Origin of the sequence: Bradyrhizobium aeschynomenes, from assembly GCF_013178945.1 — a bacterium.
GTDB lineage: Bacteria > Pseudomonadota > Alphaproteobacteria > Rhizobiales > Xanthobacteraceae > Bradyrhizobium > Bradyrhizobium aeschynomenes.
On sequence record NZ_JABFDM010000004.1, the window covers coordinates 368,738 to 389,527 of the forward strand.

The 20,790-nt window shown below is 66.6% G+C and carries 14 protein-coding genes; 10 read left to right on the forward strand and 4 right to left on the reverse strand.

Going from position 1 to position 20,790, the window contains the following annotated elements; translation table 11 throughout:
• Positions 1 to 205 precede the first annotated feature (205 nt).
• Positions 206 to 1,012, reverse strand: a complete 807-nt coding sequence (locus tag HL666_RS14590; protein WP_172182090.1) for an N-acyl homoserine lactonase family protein — start codon at positions 1,010 to 1,012, stop codon at positions 206 to 208.
• A gap of 351 nt (positions 1,013 to 1,363) precedes the next feature.
• On the opposite strand from HL666_RS14590, the gene HL666_RS14595 reads away from it, so the two are divergent.
• The 4 genes from HL666_RS14595 to HL666_RS14610 all read left to right on the forward strand — a co-directional run bounded on the left by HL666_RS14595 (position 1,364) and on the right by HL666_RS14610 (position 7,966).
• Positions 1,364 to 2,908: a caspase family protein gene (locus HL666_RS14595; RefSeq protein ID WP_172182308.1), complete on the forward strand. Its 1,545-nt coding sequence runs from the start codon at positions 1,364 to 1,366 to the stop codon at positions 2,906 to 2,908.
• A 144-nt stretch (positions 2,909 to 3,052) separates the two neighbouring features.
• Positions 3,053 to 3,727 (forward strand): OmpA family protein, encoded by a 675-nt coding sequence (locus HL666_RS14600; protein ID WP_172110446.1) that lies wholly within the window; start codon positions 3,053 to 3,055, stop codon positions 3,725 to 3,727.
• Positions 3,728 to 3,896: 169 nt separating this feature from the next.
• Positions 3,897 to 4,823, forward strand: a complete 927-nt coding sequence (locus tag HL666_RS14605; protein ID WP_172182092.1) for an efflux RND transporter periplasmic adaptor subunit — start codon at positions 3,897 to 3,899, stop codon at positions 4,821 to 4,823.
• Positions 4,823 to 7,966 (forward strand): efflux RND transporter permease subunit, encoded by a 3,144-nt coding sequence (locus HL666_RS14610; protein ID WP_172182093.1) that lies wholly within the window; start codon positions 4,823 to 4,825, stop codon positions 7,964 to 7,966. Before HL666_RS14605 ends, HL666_RS14610 begins: the two co-directional genes overlap by 1 nt.
• A gap of 15 nt (positions 7,967 to 7,981) precedes the next feature.
• Here HL666_RS14610 and HL666_RS14615 read toward each other — a convergent pair whose 3' ends face one another.
• Both HL666_RS14615 and HL666_RS14620 read right to left on the reverse strand, forming a co-directional pair.
• Positions 7,982 to 9,613 (reverse strand): glycosyltransferase family 39 protein, encoded by a 1,632-nt coding sequence (locus HL666_RS14615; RefSeq protein WP_172182095.1) that lies wholly within the window; start codon positions 9,611 to 9,613, stop codon positions 7,982 to 7,984.
• A gap of 359 nt (positions 9,614 to 9,972) precedes the next feature.
• Complete coding sequence (locus HL666_RS14620) at positions 9,973 to 10,647, reverse strand: Crp/Fnr family transcriptional regulator (protein WP_172110442.1); 675 nt, start codon at positions 10,645 to 10,647, stop codon at positions 9,973 to 9,975.
• Between the two features lie 213 nt (positions 10,648 to 10,860).
• Here HL666_RS14620 and HL666_RS14625 point away from each other — a divergent pair, with 213 nt between their 5' ends.
• On the forward strand, positions 10,861 to 12,951 hold the full coding sequence (locus tag HL666_RS14625; RefSeq protein ID WP_172182096.1) for an AsmA family protein: 2,091 nt from the start codon (positions 10,861 to 10,863) through the stop codon (positions 12,949 to 12,951).
• 247 nt (positions 12,952 to 13,198) lie between these two features.
• Positions 13,199 to 15,655, forward strand: coding sequence for an adenylate/guanylate cyclase domain-containing protein (locus HL666_RS14630; protein WP_172182098.1), 2,457 nt, complete (start codon positions 13,199 to 13,201; stop codon positions 15,653 to 15,655).
• A gap of 109 nt (positions 15,656 to 15,764) precedes the next feature.
• Here the strand turns inward: HL666_RS14630 and HL666_RS14635 are convergent, their stop codons facing one another.
• The gene (locus HL666_RS14635) at positions 15,765 to 16,319 is read right to left on the reverse strand and encodes a MarR family winged helix-turn-helix transcriptional regulator (RefSeq protein WP_172110439.1); all 555 of its coding nucleotides are present in this window, start codon (positions 16,317 to 16,319) and stop codon (positions 15,765 to 15,767) included.
• Positions 16,320 to 16,469: 150 nt separating this feature from the next.
• On the opposite strand from HL666_RS14635, the gene HL666_RS14640 reads away from it, so the two are divergent.
• From HL666_RS14640 to hmgA, 4 genes are read left to right on the forward strand one after another with little or no spacing between them, the layout of a single operon-like run.
• Positions 16,470 to 18,101 carry an FAD-dependent oxidoreductase gene (locus HL666_RS14640; RefSeq protein ID WP_172182100.1) on the forward strand — a complete coding sequence of 544 codons (1,632 nt, stop codon included), beginning with the start codon at positions 16,470 to 16,472 and terminating at the stop codon, positions 18,099 to 18,101.
• Positions 18,102 to 18,112: 11 nt separating this feature from the next.
• On the forward strand, positions 18,113 to 18,340 hold the full coding sequence (locus HL666_RS14645) for a DUF2783 domain-containing protein (RefSeq protein WP_172182102.1): 228 nt from the start codon (positions 18,113 to 18,115) through the stop codon (positions 18,338 to 18,340).
• Positions 18,341 to 18,363: 23 nt separating this feature from the next.
• Positions 18,364 to 19,320 (forward strand): MBL fold metallo-hydrolase, encoded by a 957-nt coding sequence (locus HL666_RS14650; RefSeq protein ID WP_172110436.1) that lies wholly within the window; start codon positions 18,364 to 18,366, stop codon positions 19,318 to 19,320.
• Positions 19,320 to 20,666 carry a homogentisate 1,2-dioxygenase gene (gene hmgA, locus HL666_RS14655; RefSeq protein ID WP_172110435.1) on the forward strand — a complete coding sequence of 449 codons (1,347 nt, stop codon included), beginning with the start codon at positions 19,320 to 19,322 and terminating at the stop codon, positions 20,664 to 20,666. The genes HL666_RS14650 and hmgA overlap by 1 nt, the downstream gene beginning before the upstream one ends.
• The last annotated feature ends 124 nt before the right edge of the window (positions 20,667 to 20,790 follow it).

A 20,790-nucleotide genomic window follows, 5' to 3' on the forward strand; every position in this document is an offset into this window, starting at 1 on the left:
TCCGGCTGACCTGTGGTTCTGCCGCGTGCTTGTTTGCTGCACGCGGACCGCAGGCCTCAGCCGAGGCCTGGCCTTCCCTGCGCCCTCTGCCATGAAGAGGGTCTCACGACGATCACAGCTCGGACGCGAAACGCGCCGCGAGACCGCGGACCTGCAGCCGCGTGGGCTGTTTGACAATCACATCAGACGAACAGGTTCTTCGCCCCTATGTCGCGAACGACCGCGACGGCGCCACGTGCAGCGCATAGGCATCGGCCGCTTCGTTGACGCGCGGATACAGCTCGGTCACCAGCGGATCGTGGCCCGGAATGAAGCGGTCGGGATGTCCGGCGAGGCGCTCGATGGTCTCCCAGCCCTGCGCCATGTCGCCGACATTGTAGACGATCGGAAACGGGCTGCGGCGCTGCAGATTGGCGTAGTAATGCGCGGCGTCCGAGGCGAGCACGACGGGGCCGCGCGCGGTGTCGACGCGGACCACCTGCAGCCCGTCGGAATGGCCGCCGACGCGGTGCACGGTGACGCCGGGCGCGACATCGCCGTCGCCGTTGTGGAAGGTGACGCGGTCGCCATAGACGTGCCGCACCATGGTGGTGACGTGCTCGACCGTGAACGGGTAGCGCAGCATGCCCAGGCACATGCAGCGGCCCGTGGCATAGGCCATCTCGCGCTCCTGCAGATGGAAGCGCGCATTGGGAAAGCGGTCGAGATTGCCGGCGTGGTCGTAATGCAGATGTGTGACGATGATGTCGCGGATGTCGGCGGCATCGACGCCGAAGGAAGCGAGCGCATCGACCGGGTCGCGGGTCAGGGTGCGGTGGCGGATCTCGGCCTCCGCGGCGTTGAAGCCGGTGTCGACCAGGATGTCGCGGCCGCCGGTGCGAATCAGCCAGACGAAATAGTCGAGGTCCTGCGCCGTGGTGTCGTGCGGATCGGGCTGCAGGAAGTTCATGTGCAAGGTGCGCGGCGACATCGTCGCATAGCGCAGCGCATAGATCTCGGTGGCGTTCCCCATCAGGCCTTCTCGTTCTCGTTGTTGGGCGCGTCGGTGATCGCGCCTGCCGGCATCGAGCCACCGCCGACGCCGAAGGTCAATTGCCGTGGACGTCGAACCGGACCGCGGTCGGCCGAGACAAAGCGTGAGGCATCTCACATTGCATGACGCCGGTATCGCGGCATGGTCGGGCGGTGTCGTGGAAGCGCAGGCTCGCAAGAGCCCTTGCATCGGCGGCTGTCGCACTCGACGATTCCTCAATCGCTGCAAGCGGTTGACGTGTCGTCACGGCGATTTGATAATGCCTGACGCGTGGGATAAGGTCGCCGCGGCGCAAGCTGGACGGCGCCTGTTTGCTGGACCGCCATCGTGATGACGCTTCGCCTGCTGTTGCTGCTCGGTTTGATGTTCTCGATCATGTGGTCCGGACCCGCTGATGCGGCCGGCGATCGCTTCGCTCTCGTGATCGGCAACGCGAAATATCCGGATGCCGAAGCGCCGTTGAAGGAACCGCTCAACGATGCGCGCGATCTCACCGACGAGCTGAAGCGCGACGGCTTCGCCGTCGAGACGCTCGAGAACGCCACGGGCGATGCGATGCGCCGCGGGCTCGAGCGGCTCTATGGCAAGATCAAGCCGGGCTCGGTGGCGCTGGTGTTCTTCTCCGGCTTCGGCATCCAGTCGAGCCGCACCAGCTACATGATCCCGATCGACGCGCAGATCTGGCAGGAGGCCGATGTGCGGCGCGACGGCATCAGCCTCGAGCAGGTGCTGCAGGAGATCAACAGCCGCGGCGCCGGCGTGAAGATCGCGCTGCTCGATGCCTCCCGGCGCAATCCCTATGAGCGCCGGTTCCGCACGGCGTCGGCCGGCCTCGCGCCGGTGATCGCGCCGAGCGGTACCTTGGTGATGTACTCGGCCGCGCTGTCGTCCGTGGTGTCGGATACCGGCCGCGACCGCAGCCTGTTCGTGCAGGAGCTGCTGAAGGAGATCCGCGTTCCCGACCTCACCGCCGAGGAGACGCTGAACCGGACCCGCGTCGGCGTGACGCGGGCCTCGCGCAGCGAGCAGGTGCCGTGGATCTCGTCGTCGCTGGCGGAGGACTTCTCCTTCGTACCGGGAGCGGGCGGTGCCCGCCCCGCCCCGCCGGTCGAGAGCAGCGCGGCGCCCGCGCCGGTTCCGACGCCTGCGCCGACGCCGACCCAGGTGGTCGTGGCGCCACCCGTGCCGGCCCCGCTGCCGCCGGTTCCGCCGGTGCCGCAGCCTGCACCGGTTCAGAAGGTGGACACGCCGCCCCCGGCCCCGGTCGCGCCGGCTCCGCCTGCGCCGACACCGGCGCCCCTGCCGCCGGTCGCGAACGTCGCCCCCGCGGCTCCGGTCGCTCCCGCAGCCCCGGCTGCTCCCGCGCAAGATCCGTTCGCCGAGGACCCGACCATCAAGAGCCTGACCGCCAAGATCGCCGCCAATCCCGAGGACGCCAGCGCGCTGTACCGTCGCGGTCAGGTCTATGCCAGCAAGGGCGCCTATGCGCAGGCGATCCGCGATTTCGACGATACGATCCGGATCAATCCGAAGGACGTCGAGGCGCTCAACAACCGCTGCTGGGCCCGCACCGTCGTCGGCGAGCTGCAGGCCGCGCTGCGCGACTGCAACGAGGCGCTGCGGCTGCGGCCGAATTTCGTCGACGCGCTCGACAGCCGCGGCCTCGTCAATCTCAAGAGCGGCGCGGCCAAGAACGCGATCGCCGATTTCGATGCGGCGCTGAAGATCAATCCGCGGCTGACCTCGTCCTTGTACGGACGGGGTCTGGCCAAGCAGCGCAACGGCGCCGCGCAGGAGGGCGCGCTCGACATCGCCAACGCCAAGGCGATGGACCCCAACATCGCCCGCGAGTTCGAAGGCTACGGCGTGCGCTGAATTTTTGCGCGCGCCGACCGGCCGTCTCGAACCATGCGGCGCGCCGGACCGACATATCGAGCGAACAGCCGACATCGTGAGCGGGGCGTTCGCGATGAGGTGGGACATGAGTTCGCGTGAGTCGCGCGCGAGGAGGGATTGGCAATGACCGCACCGAAAACGAACCTGAGCAAAGCCGCCAGCCTGGCCGGTCTTCTGGTCGCCACGATGGTGAGCGCGGCTGCCGCGTTGAGCGTCACGCCGGCCTTCGCCGCCGAGGACGTGACGGAAGACCAGATCGTCCGCGCACTGGCCGGACCGAAGAAGCCGTTGACCCGCGGGCTGTCGATGTCGCCGCCGTCGGAGGCCGCGCCTGCCGTCACGCCGGAGCAGGACAAGTTCCTGCAGAGCATTCGCGGCCGCTCGACCCGCTCGCTGTCGATCGCCGAGCGCGAGGAGATCGCCGCCGTCGCCAAGACCAAGCCGAACATCGATCTCGAGATCACCTTCGACTACAATTCCGCCAACATCAGCCAGAAGTCGATGCCCTCGGTGCAGGCGCTCGGCCGGGCGCTGACCAGCCCCGACCTGAAGGGATCGACTTTCGTGGTCGCCGGTCACACCGATGCCGCCGGCGCCGACGGCTACAATCAGGATCTGTCGGAGCGTCGCGCCGATGCGATCAAGCGCTATCTGGTCGAGAAGTTCGGCATCGCCGGCGCCGACCTCGTCACCGTCGGCTACGGCAAGAGCAAGCTGAAGGATCCGAGCCGGCCGCTGGCCGAGGTGAACCGCCGCGTCCAGGTCGTCAACATGCAGAGCAAGACGGCGGCCAAGTAGCGCGTCTGCATAACGCCGTCGGGGGCCGCGTGGCAGCACATCGAGGTGACCGGATGCGTCTCGCAGCGTTGCGGGGCGCATCGTCTCGTCGGGCCGGCCTGCTCCACGCCGGCCGCAACAGCAGCCCCACCGTGAAACCGCATCTCGTGCCGACCGGATCTGCTCTGCGATGAAGCTGCCCAAATCCCTCAAGACCGCGGCCAGCGTGGTCGTCTTCGTGGCCCTGGTCGCGGGCTATTATTGGTACGAGCATCGTCCGCATCCCGCCGCCGAGGAGCCGCGGATGCAGGCCCAGGTGCTCGTCACCAAGGCCGGCAAGGCCTGCTTCTCCGATCTCGTGCGCGTCACCGGCTTCGTCGTGCCCCGCCGCGAGGCGGTGGCCGGCGCCGACCAGGAGGGATCGCGCGTCACGGACGTTCTCGTGAAGGAAGGCGACACGGTCACTGAGAATCAGGAACTCGCGCGCCTGACGCCGCCTCCGCCGCAACCGGGGGCGCCGGCCGCTGCGGCCGGCCGGCCCCTGTCGCTACGCGCGCCGGCCGCGGGACTCGTCACCGAGGTGCGCACGATTGCCGGGGCGCCGGCTTCGCCCCAGGCCGGGCCGATGTTCCGCATCGCCGTCAACAACGAGCTGGAGCTCGACGCCGAAGTGCCGAGCATTCATCTCCTGAAGCTCAGCGCCGGCGCGCCGGTGCGCATCACCCGCGACAATCTCCCCGACATCATCGGCCGCCTGCGCGTGGTGGCGCCGCAGGTCGACCGGACCACCCAGCTCGGCCATGTCCGCATCACGCTGACCAGCAATCCCTCGCTGAAGCCCGGAATGTTCGCGCGCGCCAACATCGACGCGCGGCGGTCCTGCGGCGTCGCCGTTCCCAACACGGCCATCGATCATCTCACCATCCAGGTCGTGAAGGGCGATACGATCGAGACCCGCAGGGTCCGTGTCGGCCTCGTCTCCGACACCTCGACCGAGATTCTCGAAGGTCTGACCGAGGGAGAGATCGTGGTGGCCGACGCCGGCAGCTCGCTGCATGACGGCGACCAGATCAAGACCATGTTCGCCGAAGACATCGATCGCACGCGGGTACGCTGATGGCACTGAATATCTCGGCATGGTCGATCCGGAACCCGCTGCCCTCGATCCTCTTCTCGATCATCCTGCTGGTGCTGGGATGGATGAGCTTCACCAAGCTCGCGGTCACCCGGCTGCCGAACGCCGACATCCCGGTGATCTCGGTCGCGGTCGCGCAGTTCGGCGCCGCGCCGTCGGAGCTTGAATCGCAGGTCACCAAGATCATCGAGGACGGCGTCTCCGGCGTCGAAGGCGCCCGCCACATCCAGTCGCTGATCACCGACGGCTTGTCGGTCACGACCATCACCTTCGCGCTGGAAACCAACACCGACCGGGCCATCAACGACGTCAAGGACGCCGTGACGCGGGTGCGCTCCGACCTGCCGCAGAACGTCACCGAGCCCCTGATCTCGCGCGTCGACAAGATCGGCCTGCCGATCGTCACCTACGCCGCGATCTCGCCGGGCAAGACGCCGGAGCAGCTCTCGTTCTTCGTCGACGACGTGGTGAAACGCGAGCTGCAGGGCGTGCGCGGCGTCAGCCAGGTCGAGCGCATCGGCGGTGTCGAGCGCGAGATCCTGGTGTCGCTCGATCCCGACCGGCTGCAGGCCATGGGCCTGACCGCGGTCAATGTCAGCCAGAGCCTGCGCGGCACCAATGTCGACGTCGCCGGCGGCCGCGCCGAGATCGGCAAGAACGACCAGGCCATCCGCACGCTCGCCGGCGCCAAGACGCTGAACGAGCTGTCGAACACGATGATCCCGCTGTTCGGCGGCGGCGAGGTCCGCTTGGCGGATCTCGGCACCGTCACCGACACCATCGCGGACCGTCGCACCTTCGCGCGCTTCAACGGCGAGCCGGTGGTGGCGCTGGGCATCAAGCGCGCCAAGGGCGCCAGCGACGTGGTGGTTGCCGCGGCGGTGCAGAAGCGCATCGACCAGGTCAAGGCGGCGCATCCCGATGTCGATCTCCGGCTGATCGATACCTCCGTCGAGTTCACCAAGGGCAACTACGATGCCGCGATCTCGACCCTGTTCGAGGGCGCGATCCTCGCCGTCATCATCGTGCTGCTGTTCTTGCGGGACTTCCGGGCCACCGTCATTGCGGCGATCTCGCTGCCGCTGTCGATCTTCCCGGCGTTCTGGGCGATGGACATCCTCGGCTTCTCGCTGAACATGGTCTCGTTCCTGGCGATCACGCTGTCGACCGGCATCCTCGTCGATGACGCCATCGTCGAGATCGAGAACATCGTGCGCCACATGCGGATGGGCAAGTCGCCCTATCGCGCGGCGCTCGACGCCGCCGACGAGATCGGGCTGGCGGTTATCGCGATCAGCCTGACGATCATCGCGATCTTCGCGCCGGCCAGCTTCATGTCCGGCATCGCCGGGCAGTTCTTCAAGCAGTTCGGCATCACCGTCTCGGTCCAGGTGTTCTTCTCGCTGCTGGCGGCGCGTTTCGTCACGCCGATGCTGGCGGCCTATTTCCTCAAGCACCACGACCATGACGATCCGCCGCCGGGCTTCATCCTGCGTGCCTATCAGCGCATCGTGACGTGGTCGGTGAAGCGCTATTTCGTCACGGTCCTCCTGGGCATCGGCATCTTCGCAGCCTCGATCTGGAGCACGACGCTGCTGTCGCAAGGATTCCTGCCGGCGCAGGACGCGGCGCGATCGCTGCTCGCGATCGAGCTGCCGCCCGGCGCGCAGCTCGCCTATACCGAGAAGGTGACCGAGGACATCGTGGCGCGGCTGCGCAAGCGGCCCGAGGTACGCAGCGTCTTCGTGGACGGTGGCCGGCTGCAGGGCGCCATGGAGGTGCGCCGCGCCGGTATGATCGTCAACTACACGCCGAAGACCGAGCGCAAGATCACCCAGAAGGAGCTCGAGCTCGAGATCACCAAGGATCTCGAGACCATCCCCGACATTCGCTTCTGGTTCACCGACGAGAACGGCCTGCGCCCGATCAAGCTGGTGCTGACGGGATCGGACCCCAAGCTGGTCGACAACGTCGCGAGCGAGCTCGCCTCGCAGATGAAGCGGATTCCGATCATCTCCAATGTGGTCTCGGACACCTCGCTCGACCGGCCGGAATTGCGGGTGCAGCCGCGCGCCGATCTTGCCGCGCGCCTCGGCGTGTCGACCGAAAGCCTGTCGCAGACGATCCGCGTCGCCACCATCGGCGACGTCGGCCCTGCGCTGGCGAAATATGACGTGGGCGGCCGCCTCGTTCCGATCCGGGTGCAGCTGGAGGATGCGGCGCGCAGCGACGTGAAGATCCTCGAGCAGCTCCGCGTGCCGCTCGGCCAATATGGCGAGAAGGGCGGCGTGCCGCTGGCGGTCGTCGCCGACATCAAGCTCGACCAGGGGCCGACCAGCATCAGCCGCTACGACCGCGGCCGGCAGGCCACGGTCTCCGCCGATCTCGTCGGACTGGCGGCGCTCGGCGACGCGACCAAGCTGATCGACGAGCTGCCGGTCAGAAAGACGATGCCGGCGAGCGTCAAGCTGATTCCGTCTGACGATGCCGAGAGCTTGAACGAGCTGGCCTCCGGCTTCATCACGGCGATCACGGCGGGCCTGATGATCGTCTATGCGGTGCTGGTGCTCCTGTTCGGCACCTTCCTGCAGCCGATCACGATCCTGTTCTCGCTGCCGCTGTCGATCGGCGGCGCGATCGGCGCGCTGATGCTGACCGGCAAGCAGCTCACGATCCCCGTCTATATCGGCATGATGATGCTGATGGGCATCGTCACGAAGAACGCGATCATGCTGGTCGAGTTCGCCGTCGAGGCGATCCATGCCGGCACTAGGCGCGACGAAGCGATCATCGATGCCGGCATGAAGCGGGCGCGTCCGATCGTGATGACCACGATCGCGATGGTCGCCGGCATGATGCCGAGCGCGCTCGCGGTCGGCGCGGGCGGCGAATTCCGCTCGCCGATGGCGCTCGCGGTGATCGGCGGCCTGGTGTTCTCGACCGTGTTGTCGCTGCTGTTCGTGCCGGCGATGTTCCTGGTGATGGACGACGTCGGCGCATTGTTCGCGCGTCTCGGCCGCAAGCTCATCGTGTCCGACGGCACCGAGGAGGCGCCGTCCGATCACGCGCCGGACGCCGGGCATCAGCACAAGCCGCCGCCGGCCATCACTCCGGCGGCGGAATGAGTTGGGGAGCCGGAGTCAGTTCGCCGTCCGCGGCAGGCGCCGGCGCGCGCTGAGATCGTGGGGACCTTGCGGAGGCGCCGTCGACGGCGCTGTCGCCGGCGGCACGATCAGTGCGACGAAGCCCTGGCTCGCGCCCTGCCAGCCGAACAGGTTGGTGCGGAGCGTGAAGCCGGCCTGCACCGAATGCTTGGCTCGCGCCGCCACTGCGCTCATTCCGGAGATGCAGGAGATGTCGGTGTCGTAGCACAGCGCGGCCCAGCCCCGTGCGGTCAGCGCTTCGCCCGGGAGCTGCAGCTCATGCGGATGCACGAGGCTCAACTCATAGCGAGGATGATCAGTGCCGTAGAAGGCCGCGGCGAAGGCCAGCCCGTCATCGCCCCCCACCGCGGGCAGCCCGGTGCTCGCCGCGGTCCGCCAGAGGCGATCGAGCTCGGCGACCGCGGGCACATAGAAGTTGCGGCCCTCGCTCAGCGGAACGTAGTTCCGATACAGCGCGTGCAGCGGCGCAACGACGGTGGCGGCGATGGCGGCGATGCCGATGGCGATTGCGGCAAGGTTGGCCGTCAGATCGCGGGGAGCCTGATAGCTGGCGCCGCAGACGATGACGATCACGAGCAGGAAGACGCCTTGCAGGCCCCACAGCGGCGGCATGTCGGTGCGGAAGATCACCGAGATCAGGGCGGGGAAGACCACGCTGCCGAGCCCGATCATCGCCAGCAGCCGGAGCCCGGAGCCGAGGCTGAGCGCATCGTTCAGCACCCGGCCCAAGCGAGGCCGTGTCATCGCGAGCCAGATCAGGCCGGGGATGCCGGCGATGCCCGCCATGGCCAGTAGGAAGCCGCTGCCCTCGAGCAGCGCGGCGGCGCTGGTCTTGCCGACATGATGCGCGATCGCATGCGAGAACGGCTGCGCACCGGTGGCGGCAAGCCAGACCAGATGCGGCGCCAGCGCGGCGAGGCCGGAAAACGCGGCGACCCAGGGCGCCGCCGAGCTGAAATAGGACCGCCGGTCTTGGTGGCATAGCGCGGCCACGACAAAGCCGGCGATCAGGAAGATCGAGTAGTATTTGCCGAGCATGGCGAGCGCGGCGGCCAGCCCGGCCGCGATGGCCCAGCCTGCCGCCCGCGTCTCGAACGACCGCAGGAAGCACAAGGTCGCCAACGGCCAGCTCGACAGCAGCACGGCATTGGCGTTGAAGCGCTGCGCATGGAATTGATAGATCGGCAGCAGCATCAGCAGCAGCAGCACGACGAGGCGCTTGTCGCCACGCGCGAAGCGCCGGGTAATCAGATCGACGGCCCACAATCCGAGCGCCGCGTTCGTCAGCGCCAGCAGGTTGAAGGACCAGTTCGTCAGCGGAAACACCAGCGTCCAGGCCCGCGCGGCCCAACCCATCAGCGGCGGATGCTTGGTCGAGCCCCACGCGAAGCTGCGCCCGAGCGACCAGGTCTCGATCACGTCCTGGTGGAGATCGCCGCCGACATAGGCGATGGAGAAATAGATCATCCAGGCCGCGACGAATCCCACGATCAGTGCGGGCACCGCCCAGCCATCCTCGACGGCGTCGATCCAGAGATTGAGCGCTCTGCGCCAGCGGGCAACCGAACCGTTCGCCTCGATCGCAATCGCCGGCAACGCAAGACTCATGACCGCACTTCCAACTCACCTGGTCCGACGCAACAACGCTTGCCGACGCGCTGATGCGCGCAGCTCAATGGAGCTCTCCGCCAGCGGATCGACCCCCGTCAAAATTGTTAAAAAGGGTTCATGTCGCAAATTGTGAGGTGCGGTGGCCCAATTGCGATCATGTTTGGCCAGGGGCGATACGAAACGATGCACGGCGGACGGTTCCCGCCATCGGCCCGGCCTGGAACGGACAGAATTGGTGCGTTCCCCCCGATGTCTGCGACGCGTCGGATGCGAAGAGGATCAGCCGATCATGATCCGGCTGATCCTCACGTGGCTGATCACGGTGGGCTTCGTGGATGGAGCGATGTGCTCCACCCTCATTCGTTGCGGGCGATCGTGTTGAGCTTGGTCAGATCGTGCAGCAGGATGCGGCCGCGTTGCAGGTCCAGGATGTTGTCCTTGCGCCAGGCCTGCAGCTGACGGTTGACGCTCTCGCGCGCCGCGCCGACGAAGACACCGAGTTGCTCCTGGGAGATATGAACCTCCGAGCCGAAATCCTCCGCCAGGGCGCAAAGCCGGCGCGCCAGCCGCACCGGCAGCGGCTGCAGGACGGACTCCTCCATGCGCTCGCTCTGCCAGCGGATGCGCTGGCACAGCAGCTGAATGATCCTGATCGCCACCTTCGGCTCGCGCTCCAGGAAGCTGAGGAAATCCTCGCGCCGGAGCACGAACAATTCGGTCGCTTCGCCGGCCGTGGCGTCGGCCGTGCGCTCCTGGCCGTCGAGAACCGCGACCTCGCCGAACAGATCGCCGGCCCCCATGAAGTTGAGGGTCAGCCGGCTGCCGTCGGTGGCGCCGGTCTCGATCCGGATCTGGCCGCGCCGCACCCCGAACAGGGCATTGCCTGGATCGCCCTTCTGGAACAAGACCTCGCCGGAGGAGAGATGCTGGGTATGACAGAGGTTCGAGATCCGCTGCAGCTCGTCGGCACCAAGGTCTGCGAACATCGGATTCATCTTGAGAATGACCGCAAATTCGGCCTGCTTGCTCATCACTATACCTTCGGCATTGGGTTTATCGCCTCAGTTACAGAATCCGCCCGGGCGGAAGTGTGTCATAAGTCACATAAGGGCGCAGGGGCTTGCGCCTAGTTTGGTCGCTCACGGGGCGGTTCTCGTTCTGAGAAAAATTCGAATTGAACCCGGTCGGCGTTGCCGCATGCTAACCGGTGGAGACCGCTCGCGCGTCGCGCTTGGGACATCGACATGAAAGCATTCAAAATCGCAGGCGGTTTGGTTGGCGTCGTCATCGTCGTGCTCGCCCTGGCGCTTGCCTTTGGACTTCCGGCGAGCTTCCTCACGGTCGCCATCCAGGACCGCGTCGAACGCGACACCGGCTACCGCTTGAGCATTGCCGGCTCCGCCCGCGTCAGCCTGTGGCCATCGTTGCATGCCACGCTGACCGACGTCACCCTGCAGGATCCCAAGGAGCGGGACGGCAACAATCGGCTGACGATCGGCAAGCTGCAGGCCGACATGGCGTTGTCGAGCCTGTGGTCCGGCCGGGCCGATATTGGCGAGGTCGTCATCGACAAGCCCACGCTGTACCTGCCGTTGCTGCGCGAACGGTTGCGCGACAACGCGCCGCGGAACCGTACGGCGGCGAAGCCGGACGCCGCACCTTCGGTCCAGGTCGAACGCGTTACGGTCAAGGACGGTGCCGTCATCCTCTCCAACGCCCGGGATCGTGTCGAGAACCGTATCGAGGGCATTGGTGCCACCGCCTCGCTGAGCGATGACGGCAAGATCAGGATTGCGGGTGCGGCGCGTGCCGGCGACCGTCCGGTGACGTTCGAGGTCACGTCGGCGGCGCCTTCCATGCCGATCGATCGGCAGACCTTGCCGGTCGAGTTCAAGATCGGAATAGAGAGCGCTTTCCGCGGTGTTCTCGCCGGCCGTGCCGATGTCCGCCTGAATGGTTCATTGGTCATGATCAACGGCCTCAGCGGCGCGCTCGGCGACGGTGATTTCAACGGCTGGGCCTCGGTCGATCTCGCCAGCAAGCCACTGGTGAAGGTCGACCTCGACGTGCGCCGCCTCGACATCGCAGGCCCGGCAGCATCTCGCGGCACGGCTGGGTGGAGCACCGCCGCGATCGACCTGCGCGGGCTGAACTACGTCGATGCCCGCGTGAAGCTGTCCGCGACGGACATCGGCATCGCCGGCGCGCGGCTCGGGCCGTTGGACGCGGAAGCGTCGCTGGCCGGCGGGGTGCTGAAGGCAACCGTCACCAATCTCGGCCTCTACACCGGCCAGGCCAGCGGCGAGGTCGTGATCGACGCATCCACGGGCAATCCGGCCTACGCGATGCATTGCGATCTCGTCGGCGTCAGGGCCCTCCCGCTGCTGCAAAACGTCGCTGATTTCGACAAGCTCGACGCGCGGATGCAGGGCAAGCTGGCGCTGCGCTCGAACGGCGCCAGCCAGCAGGCAATCATGAGCAATCTGAGCGGCTCGACGTTCCTGCTGTTCCAGGACGGCGCGATCCGCGGCATCAACGTCGCGCAGATGATCCGCTCGTTGACGACCAATCCGCTGTCGGGCTGGCAGGATGCCAAGGAGCTCACCACCGATCTCACGCAGCTTTCGGCCTCCTTCCAGATCGAGCGTGGCCAGGCGGCGACGGGGGATCTCAACCTGGTCGGACCGCTGGTGAAGGTCACCGGCGCAGGCACGATCGATCTCGGAAATCGCGCGCTGGCGATGCGCGTCGAGCCGAAGCTCGTGATGACGACGGAAGGGCAGGGCCGCGCCTCGGATCCGGTCGGTCTCGGCATTCCCGTGGTCATCGACGGCCCCTGGAGCCAGCCGCGCTTCTATCCCGACATGGCCGGCATCCTCGACAATCCCGACGCCGCCTATGCCAAGCTGAAGCAGATGGGGCAGGGGCTGTTCGGCAAGGACGGCGCCGGGCTCGACAATCTGATCAACGGCATCGGCGGCCTGATCGGCAACTCCACGTCCGGCGGCACGGTCCCCAATGCCGCGCCCTCGACCCCGAACGCGCAGGCGCCGGCAAATGGGCAGTCCGGTCTGCTCGGAGGCGAGCTTGGCGCCGCCATCGGCAATCTGATCCAGCAGGGATTACAGCAGGGCACTCAGCCGCCGGTGAGAAGCCGCGGCCGGACGCTCAATCCGACCGAAGGCGCAGCTCCGCTATTGCAGGCGCCCGTCAGCCCGCCGCCGACCGAACCCGGTTCGGGTGCCGCGGCCGCCGGAAGCCCGCCCGATACACTGGATGGCGCGCAGGACAGCCAGCCGATGAACGACGTCTTGAAGCGCATCTTCAATAGGTAAGATTAAACCATCGCGCGGCGAGCGGTCCGCTCCTCTGCATGGAGGACGCGACGGCGATGAACATGGATACCATAGGGGCTGCATCGGAAGCCGTCCTGCCTCTCATTCTGTGCTAAACGCATCCCGGCGACGGACCAGCTCGGCCCACGGGCGGTCCCGTCTTTGATGTGTCGCTGTCGCGATGATGGGCAGCGGACGCGCCGATCCGGGGTTTCAACCTCGGCCATGCCGCGCGCGAGGGGTCCGGATGAACGGGGTCGAGAACAGAGGCTGGTCGCTGCGGCAGGGCCTGTTCGCCAAATATGTCGTGTCGCTGGTCGGGCTCGTCGTGTTCGTGCTGGCCGTGAACGGCGCGACCGAAACCTGGATCAGCTACCAGTCGACCAAGGCGAGCCTGACCGCCGCGATGGCCGAGAAGGCCGATGTGAGCGCCCGGCGCATCGACCAGGCGGTTTCGGATCTGCAGCGCCAGATCAGCTGGGTGACGCGGGCCAGCGCCAATACGCTCGAGCTGCGCCGCGCCGATTACGTGCAGCTGCTGAGCCAGGCGCCGGCGGTGCGGCAGCTCTATCAGCTCGACGGCCAGGGCCGCGAGCAGCTCCGGGTCTCGCGCACCTCGATCTCGTTCTCCTCGGGCAATGATCTGTCGCGCGATCTGCGCTTCACCGACACCGTCACTCATGGCAGCCACTTCTCGACCGTGACCTTCAAGGGCGCGCAGCCGACGATGTCGATCTCGGTCGCGCATTCCGGCTTCAATGCGGGCGTGACCGTGGCCGACATCGATCTCGACTTTCTCGACGACTTCATGACCGAGGCGCAGGTCGGCAAGGTCGGGATCGCCTATGTCGTCGACCCCAAGGGCCAGGTGCTGGCGAGCTCGGCGAAGGGGCCAGCCGTCGGCCAGGACCTCGCCAAGCTGCCGCAGGTCGCGGCGATGCTCGCGCCCGATGGCCAGGCGCTGGCCGCCGGCACCGATAGCGAGGGGCACGCCGTGCTGTCGGCGGTCGCGACGCTGCCCAAGCTCGGCTGGGTCGTCTTCTTCGAGCAGTCGACCGCGCATGCGCTTGCCCCGATCCGCGATCAGCTGTTGCGCGGCGCGCTCCTGATCGCGCTCGGTCTCGCGGTTGCGATTCTCGCCGGCTCGCTGCTGGCGCGCCGCATGCTCGTTCCGATCACCGCGTTGCGCGCCGGCGCGCGCAAGCTTGGCGCCGGTGACTTCGCCCAGCGCATCGAGGTCAAGACGCATGACGAGCTGGAGGAGCTGGCCGATCAGTTCAACAGCATGGCCGGCCAGCTCGCGCAATCCTATGCCGTGCTGGAGGCGAAGGTCGAGGAGCGCACGCGCGATCTCGCGCAGTCGATCAACGAGCTGAAGGTGCTGGAGGAGGTCGGACGCGCGGTCTCGTCCTCGCTCGATCTCAATGCCGTGCTGCCGACGGTGGCGGCGCGGGCGCTCGAGATCACCCACGCGGACGCCGTCCTGATCTATTCCTACGAGGCTCCGATCCGCCGCTTCAGGCTGGTCGAAGCCAAGGGTGTGGAGCGCGCGCCGGACGCCGCATACAACATGCTCGACGAGGAAACGAGCCTGCTGGCCGATTCCGTTCGCAGCGGCGAGCCGATCGCGATCGCCGAGCTCGCTGCCGCGCCGGATCACCCGCTGCGCGACGTCGCCGTGGCGGCCGGCTTCCACGCCGTGCTGTTCACGCCCCTGGTCGATCAGCAGGGCGTGCTCGGCGCACTCGTGGTGCTCCGGCGCGCGGCAGGCGCGTTTCCGGCGAGCCTGATCGGTCTGATGCGCACCTTTGCCCACCAGGCGGTGCTGGCGATGCGCAATGCGCGGCTGTTCACCGAGGTCGATCAGAAGGGCCGCGAGCTGGCGCTGGCGCATGACACCGTGCAGCAGCAGGCGGCCAAGCTCACCGAGCAGACCGAGCAGCTGCGCGAATGGAACAGATCGCTGGAGGATCGCGTCGAGAAGCAGCTCGGCGAGATCGAGCGCATCCGCCGGCTCGAGCGCTTCCTTGCTCCGCAAGTGGCGCAGATCATCGCGTCGTCGGACGGGCACGATGCGCTGCTGGAGAGCCACCGCCGCGAGGTCACCGTCGTGTTCTGCGATTTGCGCGGTTTCACGTCGTTTACCGAGACGACCGAACCCGAAGAGGCGATGAACGTGCTGCGCGAATATCACGCCGCGCTGGGCAAGCTGATCTTCAAATATGAGGGCACGCTAGACCGCTACGCCGGCGACGGCGTGATGATCCTGTTCAATGCACCGATCCCGTTCGACGATCACACCACCCGCGCCGTGAAGATGGCGCTGGAGATGCGTGACGAGATCGGCCATTTGACGGAGCGCTGGAAGAATCGCGGCCACAGCCTGGGATTCGGCGTCGGCATCGCGCTCGGCTATGCCACGCTCGGCCAGGTCGGCTTCGAGCACCGGCTGGAATACGCCGCGATCGGCAGCGTCACCAATCTCGCCTCGCGGCTGTGCGACGAGGCCAAGGCAGGGCAGGTGATCGTGTCACGCCGGGTGTATGGCGTGGTCGAGGCGTCGGTCGATGCCCGGCCGATCGACGACCTGCATCTGAAGGGCTTCAACCATCCTGTGCTGGCGATGGAGATCCTGCGCTGGCGCGGCGAGGGCAGTGAAGGGCTCGACGTTCCGGAAGAGCGGCGGCGTTCGTCTGCGACCTGATCCGTAGGATAGGCAAGGGCGACTGCACTATGTCCTTTGTCGACTCGACGAAGAACGGCGGGCACGCGCCCGCCTGTGGCGGCGCTTTGCCCGCCCAGCACCTTCGCAACTAATAGGCCTGCTTGGCGTCGGCTTCCTCGCTGGTCTGGATCAGATCGAGGCTCGCCTCGATCTTGCCGATCAGCCGGTCGAAGGTCTTGCGCTCGTCGGCGGACAAACAGGCCATGATCTCGCGCTCGCGCTGCTGCAGGCGGGGGATAAGCTCCTCATAGAGCGTCTTGCCCTTTCGCGTGAGGCGCAGCCGGAATTCGCGGCGGTCGTCGGCGTTCTCGACCCGCTCGATCAGTCGCCGCTCCAGCAGAGACGTCACGGCGCGGCTGATCGTCGACTTGTGCGTGCGCGTGCACGCTGCGACATATTGCGCGCTGCACGCCTCGCGGCGGAAGCCCAGCGTCGCCAGCACGCGCCATTCCGGAATGTCGAGCCCGTGACGCTCGCGGTATTCGCTGGCGAGCGCTGCGCTGACCTCGGCGGCGAGGCGATTCAGCCGGAACGGCGCAAACTTGAACAGGTCGAGCCGCTCGTCGTCATGCGGCGCTGCGGCATTTCGACCCTCGACGGCCTTTGCCTGCCGCCGGGACGTCGCTGCTGGTGGATCGGCCACGATCGCGCTCCGATTTTTGAGTTGACGCGGCCGAGGCCGTCAGCTTTAGAATAGTTGCAGGTGAGACTATCTGGCAAGTCGGCTGGAAGTCTGACCCGAGGAAATGTCGGTCGCTTCGACAATTCAAGAAAACCACAAGGCGAGCAAGCCATGGTGCAGGCCAATCCGGGGCAGGGCGCGAGCCAGGCGAAGGTTCAGTTCGGCTATCATCGGCACGGAGACCAGGACCGGATCGCGCCGGCCGAGCATCCGGTCGTCGTCGTGGGCGCCGGTCCCGTGGGCCTGTCGTTTGCCATCGATCTCGCGCAGCGCGGCCATGCGGTCGTGGTGCTCGATGACGCCGACCGGATCGGCGAGGGCTCGCGGGCAATCTGCTTCTCCAAGCGCTCGCTGGATTACTGGGACAGGCTCGGCGTCGGCGACCGCATGGTCGACAAGGGCGTGGTGTGGAATGTCGGCCGCATCTTCCACGGGCCGTCCGAGCTGTATCAGTTCAATCTGCTGCCCGAGCCGGGGCACAAGCGACCGGCCTTCATCAACCTGCAGCAGTTCTACGCGGAGGCCTATCTGGTCGATCGCGTCACCCAATTGCCCGACATATCGCTGCGCTGGCGCAACAAGGTGATTGCGCTTGAACAGCGCAATGACCGGGCCGTTCTGACCATTGAGACGCCTGATGGTCCCTATCTTCTTTCCGCGCAATATGTGATTGCCTGCGACGGCGCGCGCTCGTCGCTGCGGCAGATGGTCGGCGCCGGCTTTTCCGGCAAGGTGTTCGAGGATCAGTTCCTGATCGCCGACGTCAAGATGACGGCAAAGTTTCCGACCGAGCGCTGGTTCTGGTTCGATCCGCCATTCCATGCCGGACGTTCGGCGCTGCTGCATCGCCAGCCTGACGACGTCTGGCGCATCGATCTGCAGCTGACGCCGGACTGCGATCCCCAGGTCGAGCGGAAGCCGGAAAATGTGCGCCCGCGCATCGCACGCATGCTCGGCCACGACGAGTTCGAGTTCGAATGGATCTCGCTCTACAAGTTCCAGTGCCGGCGCATGGAGCGCTTCATCCATGGCCGTGTGATCTTCGCCGGCGATTCGGCGCATCAGGTGTCGCCGTTCGGCGCCCGTGGCGCCAATTCCGGGCTGGAGGACGCCGAGAACCTGTCGTGGAAGCTCGACCGCGTGCTGCGCGGCACATCGCCGTCCGGTCTGCTCGAGACCTATCATATCGAGCGCAGCGCCGCGGCCGATGAGAACATCCGGGAGTCGACGCGCTCCACCGATTTCATGGCCCCGGTCAGCGCGCAGGAGGCGCGGCTGCGCAAGGCGGTGTTGTCGCTCGCCAAGGAGACCGAGTTCGGCAAGCGCATGGTCAATGGCGGCCGGCTGTCGGTGCCGTCGATCTATGAGACCCCGCTGTCGACGGCCGATACGGACACGTGGCGGGGCGGTCCATGTCCGGGCACCTCGATGCTCGATGCACCGCTGAAGGCCGCCGACGGACGGCACCTTCATCTCACTGACGCGTTCAATGCCCAAGGCCGGCGATTCACCCTGCTGTCGTTTGCCAATGGCGAGGCGATCGACGCACCTGACGATGTCAGTGTCATCAGTATCGGCGGCGACGGCTTTGCGGATGCAGAGGCCTTTGCCGGCAAACGCTATGACGCCGAGCCGGGCACCTCCTATCTGCTTCGCCCTGACGGTTACGTCGCCGCCCGCTTCAGGCATTCAAAGCGCGCCGACATCGCGGCCGCCGTAGCGCGCGCATCCGGCCGGAATTGAGGAAGCTGACGATGGCCCTCTCCACCGCCTCGAACTTCGCCAAGCCCGACGACGCCTTCCGCGCCGTCGTCGAGGCGCATCGCGGCCTCTCGGAAAAGGAAAGCGCCGATCTCGATGCGGCACTGGTCCTGATCCTCGCCAATCACATCGGCGACATCACCGTGTTGCGCGAGGCGATCACGCTCGCCAAGCGGCGCATGATCGACACCAGCCAGCAACAGCAACAACAGCAGCAATAGCTGCCGACACGAGGAATGAACTGATGGCGAAGGGTTTCGCGTCCACCACCGATATGGCCGAGAAGAAGGTCACCTTCTCCGAGATCGGCCCGGATCTCTATGCGTTCACGGCGGAGGGCGATCCGAACTCGGCCGTGATCGTCGGCGACGACGGCTGCATCGTGTTCGATGCCCAGGCGACGCCGGCAATGGCCAACAAGGTGATCGAGCGTGTCAAGACCGTCACCGACAAGCCGATCAAATATGTCGTGCTGTCGCATTATCACGCCGTGCGCGTGCTCGGCGCCTCGGCCTATCACGCGCAGGGCATCGTCGCTTCGCAGGAGACGCACCGGCTGATCGTCGAGCGCGGCCAGCAGGACTGGGATTCGGAATATGGCCGCTTCCCGCGGCTGTTCCAGGACGCGCAGAGCATTCCCGGCCTGACCTGGCCCACGCTGACCTTCGAGGGCGAGATGACGATCCATCTCGGCAAGCGCGAGGTGCAGCTGATCCAGCTTGGCGCCGGCCACACCTCGGGCGACATCGTCGCCTGGGTGCCGGATGCCGAGGTGATGTTCTCCGGCGATCTGATCGAATATCACTCGGCCTGCTATTGCGGCGACGCCTATTTGCGCGAATGGCCGTCGACCCTGAACGAGATCCGCGACTTCAATCCGAAGGCGATCGCGCCCGGCCGCGGCGACGCGCTGAAGGGCGAGTCCACCGTGCGCGAGGCGATCGCGATGACCCGCGACTTCGTCTCCTCGCTGTATGGCGCGGCCGAGATCTCGGTCGCCAAGGGGCGCAGCCTCAAGGAATCGATGGCGGCGACGCGCGAGGTCATGGACCCGAAATTCTCGAGCTTCGCCATCTACGAGCACTGCCTGCCGTTCAACGTGTCGCGCGCCTATGACGAAGCCAGCGGCATCGACGATCCCGTGATCTGGACCGCCGAGCGCGACCGCGAGATGTGGGCCCGCCTGCAAGGAGAGGGATGATGAACATCAACACATCGCCTGACCAGCTTCACCGCGCCTCGGGCCAGGTCACGCCGGGCTATATGTCCGGTTTCGGCAATTCGTTCGAGACCGAGGCGCTGCCCGGCGCGCTGCCGATCGGCCGCAACTCACCGCAGCGCTGCGCCTACGGCCTCTATGCCGAGCAGCTGTCCGGCTCGCCGTTCACGGCGCCGCGCGGCTCCAACGAGCGCTCCTGGCTGTATCGCATCCGTCCCTCGGTGAAACACTCGGGACGTTTCGCGAAGGTCGATGCCGGGCTGTGGCGCACGGCGCCCTGCCATGAGCAGGAGATCACGGTGCAGCAGCTGCGCTGGGATCCGACACCGATGCCCTCGGGCGAGGTGACGTTCCTGCAGGGCGTGCAGACGATGACGACCGCGGGGGACGCTGCGACCCAGGCCGGCATGGCAACGCATGTCTACGTCATCACCAAATCGATGGTCGACCAGCACTTCTACGATGCCGATGGCGAGCTGATGTTCGTGCTGCAGCACGGCCGCCTGCTGTTCGTCACCGAGTTCGGCCGCATCGACGCCGAGCCCGGCGAGATCGTCGTGATCCCGCGCGGCGTCAAGTTCCGCGTGGAGATTCCGGCGGGGCCGGCACGCGGCTATCTCTGCGAGAATTATGGCGGCGCTTTCACCTTGCCGGAGCGCGGCCCGATCGGCGCCAACTGCCTCGCCAATGCCCGCGACTTCCTGACGCCGGTGGCGTCCTACGAGGACAAGGACACGCCGACCGAGCTCTACGTCAAATGGGGCGGCGCGCTGTTCAAGACCGAGCTGAAGCACTCGCCGATCGACGTCGTCGCCTGGCACGGCAACTACGCGCCGTACAAGTACGATTTGCGCACCTTCTCGCCGGTCGGCGCCATCGGCTTCGATCATCCCGACCCGTCGATCTTCACCGTGCTGACCTCGCCGTCGGAGACGGCGGGCACCGCCAACATCGACTTCGTGATCTTCCCGGAGCGCTGGATGGTGGCCGACAACACCTTCCGCCCGCCATGGTATCACATGAACATCATGTCGGAGTTCATGGGCCTGATCTACGGCGTCTACGATGCGAAGCCGCAGGGCTTCGTGCCCGGCGGCATGAGCCTGCACAACTGCATGCTGCCGCACGGGCCGGATCGCGAGGCGTTCGACCACGCCAGCAATGGCGAGCTGAAGCCGGTCAAGCTGACGGGCACGATGGCCTTCATGTTCGAGACCCGCTTTCCGCAACGGATCACGAAGCATGCCGCGGAGTCCGGGACATTGCAGCCGGACTATGCCGATTGCTGGAATGGACTCGAGAAGCGCTTCGATCCGAACCGTCCGTAGATGCAACTCTCGCCGTCATTCCGGGGCGCCGCGCAGCGGCGAGCCCGGAATCCATAACCACGATCGGTCGTGTAGATGGAAAGCTGAGCCACAACCAACTCGCCTCACACATCGTCCTGTGGCT

Coding starts and splice junctions, on each gene's coding strand:
- HL666_RS14590 (WP_172182090.1), bottom strand. CDS start 1,012: ATGGGGAACGCCACCGAGATCTATGCGCTGCGCTATGCGACGATGTCG.
- HL666_RS14595 (WP_172182308.1), top strand. CDS start 1,364: ATGACGCTTCGCCTGCTGTTGCTGCTCGGTTTGATGTTCTCGATCATG.
- HL666_RS14600 (WP_172110446.1), top strand. CDS start 3,053: ATGACCGCACCGAAAACGAACCTGAGCAAAGCCGCCAGCCTGGCCGGT.
- HL666_RS14605 (WP_172182092.1), top strand. CDS start 3,897: ATGAAGCTGCCCAAATCCCTCAAGACCGCGGCCAGCGTGGTCGTCTTC.
- HL666_RS14610 (WP_172182093.1), top strand. CDS start 4,823: ATGGCACTGAATATCTCGGCATGGTCGATCCGGAACCCGCTGCCCTCG.
- HL666_RS14615 (WP_172182095.1), bottom strand. CDS start 9,613: ATGAGTCTTGCGTTGCCGGCGATTGCGATCGAGGCGAACGGTTCGGTT.
- HL666_RS14620 (WP_172110442.1), bottom strand. CDS start 10,647: ATGAGCAAGCAGGCCGAATTTGCGGTCATTCTCAAGATGAATCCGATG.
- HL666_RS14625 (WP_172182096.1), top strand. CDS start 10,861: ATGAAAGCATTCAAAATCGCAGGCGGTTTGGTTGGCGTCGTCATCGTC.
- HL666_RS14630 (WP_172182098.1), top strand. CDS start 13,199: ATGAACGGGGTCGAGAACAGAGGCTGGTCGCTGCGGCAGGGCCTGTTC.
- HL666_RS14640 (WP_172182100.1), top strand. CDS start 16,470: ATGGTGCAGGCCAATCCGGGGCAGGGCGCGAGCCAGGCGAAGGTTCAG.
- HL666_RS14645 (WP_172182102.1), top strand. CDS start 18,113: ATGGCCCTCTCCACCGCCTCGAACTTCGCCAAGCCCGACGACGCCTTC.
- HL666_RS14650 (WP_172110436.1), top strand. CDS start 18,364: ATGGCGAAGGGTTTCGCGTCCACCACCGATATGGCCGAGAAGAAGGTC.
- hmgA (WP_172110435.1), top strand. CDS start 19,320: ATGAACATCAACACATCGCCTGACCAGCTTCACCGCGCCTCGGGCCAG.